At 70.7% G+C, this 1,899-nt stretch carries 2 protein-coding genes; both read right to left on the reverse strand.

What is annotated here, in order from left to right:
• Positions 1–1,169 (reverse strand): efflux RND transporter periplasmic adaptor subunit (locus A7A76_RS23325; RefSeq protein WP_206413553.1); only part of this gene is annotated, 1,169 nt, incomplete at its 3' end.
• Between the two features lie 371 nt (positions 1,170–1,540).
• Positions 1,541–1,798, reverse strand: a complete 258-nt coding sequence (locus A7A76_RS23330; RefSeq protein ID WP_206413554.1) for a DUF2789 domain-containing protein — start codon at positions 1,796–1,798, stop codon at positions 1,541–1,543.
• Positions 1,799–1,899 lie beyond the last annotated feature (101 nt).

A 1,899-nucleotide genomic window follows, 5' to 3' on the forward strand; every position in this document is an offset into this window, starting at 1 on the left:
GCGCCGGGCTGGGCCGCGGCGGGCGCCGGGCGGCCGGCCTGCTCCGGCGCGAGCGCGGTGACCTTGCTGCCGGGCTTGAGCCGGAACTGGCCTTCGGTCACCACCCGCTCGCCGGCCTTGAGGCCCGAGGCGATCAGGATCCGGTTGTCGTCGGCCTCCACCCCGGTCTTGACCGGGCGTATCGCCACCGTGCTGTCGGCCTGCACGACGTAGACGTATTCGTTGTCGGTGCCGCGCATCACCGCCTGCACCGGCACCACCACGCCGCTTTCGATCGTGCGCAGGCGCAGGCGCACGTTGACGAACTGGCCCGGCCACAGCGCGTTGTCGACGTTGTCGAACACGGCGCGAGCGCGGAAGGTGCCGCTGTCGGCGCTGATCTGGTTGTCGACCACGTCGAGCTTGCCGTCAGCGGTCAGCGGATGGGCGTCGTTGCGGTCCAGCGCGCCGACCATCACCGGGCCGGCGCGCTGCGCCTCGCGCACGCCCTGCAACTGGCGCTCGGGCAGATTGAACAGCACGTGGATGGGATGGACCTGGGTCAGGGTGACCAGCGCGGTGCCGGCGTTGAGCACGTTGCCGACATCGACGCTGCGCAGGCCGGCGATACCGGAAATCGGCGCGGTCACGCGGGTGTATTGCAGCTGCACCTGGGCCGAGCGCATCGCCGCGTCGTTGGCGGCGACCGCGCTTTCGAGCTGGGCGACCTGGTTGCGCTGGGTGTCCAGGTCGGTCTTGGACACGTACTGGCGATACTCCGGCGCGTTGGAGCGCTGGTAGTTGGAGCGCGCGGTCGCCAGCTGCGCCTGGTTCTGGCGCTTGGACGCGGCGGCCTGGTCGTAGCTGGCCTGCGCGGTGCGCGGGTCGATCCGCGCCAGCAGGTCGCCCTGCTTCACTTCCTGGCCTTCGCGGAAATCGATGCTGAGCAGTTCGCCGCCGATCTGCGGCGCCACCGTCACCTTGTTGAGCGCGTTGACCGTGCCCAGCGCGCTCACGAACACCGGCACGGCCTGGGAGCCCGCGGCGACGACGGTGACCGGGACCGGCGCATCGGCGCCGTCGGCTTCGCCGTCCTTGCGGCCCTTGCCGCGTCCGAATATCGCCGCCGCCAGGGCCAGCACGACGAGCGCTGCGAGCACCCACACCACCACCTTTACCCAACTGCGCATCCGGTCGGTTCCCTCAGACGAAAATGTGCCGATCACTTCGATTGTCCGTGCGATCGCCGGCGCGGCCGCCCGAGCGACAAGCTGCGCGACGCCCCGCACGGCGGCGAACGCATCGGCCGCCGGCCATCATAGCCGCGGCGCAAGACAGCATGACGCGCCGCGGCATCGGCGAGCGGGCCGGAAGTCCGTCGCGCCGTTAGCTCGGTCCGCAACCGCGGGTGACGCCGCTCACGCTTCGCGATGCCGTCGCGCAACGGTTCATTATCGCCGCCGCCGCGCGGCGCGGCTGTTGCATCGATGTAACGGCGATGGCGCCGGCGTAACCGCAGGTGACGCCGGCTTTGCCGAATCCGGCCGCACGGCCGCAACGCTCAAGCGCGGCCGGCCTGCGCCACGGCGTCTTCGTGCAGCGATTCGTTGAGCTGATCGACCACGATGGCCCAGGCCGCGTCGGCGTACAGTTGCTCGCTCAGCAACTGGCGCTGGGCGTCGTTCCAATACGGCGCCTCGGCCAGCCTCACGCCGGCCGGCAACTGGTGATCGCGGATGAACGCGCGGATCGCGTCTTCGCCGGCGTCCAGGCCCAGTTGCAGGAACAAGTTGGTCATGCGCGGTTCGCTGGTGTTCATGGCGGTGGTCCTGGCTTGAGGTTTGCGCGTGGCCGGGGCGGTCGCGAACAGCGGCCGCATTTCGCAGCCAGCGCCGCCTGTGTGCTGGCGGCCGGCGCCGC

Source organism: Lysobacter enzymogenes, from assembly GCF_017168095.1.
In the GTDB taxonomy this organism is placed as follows: Bacteria; Pseudomonadota; Gammaproteobacteria; order Xanthomonadales; family Xanthomonadaceae; genus Lysobacter; species Lysobacter enzymogenes_D.

Excerpts from the sequence above, each read along its gene's own strand:
- A7A76_RS23330 (WP_206413554.1), bottom strand. The coding sequence starts at position 1,798 with ATGAACACCAGCGAACCGCGCATGACCAACTTGTTCCTGCAACTGGGC.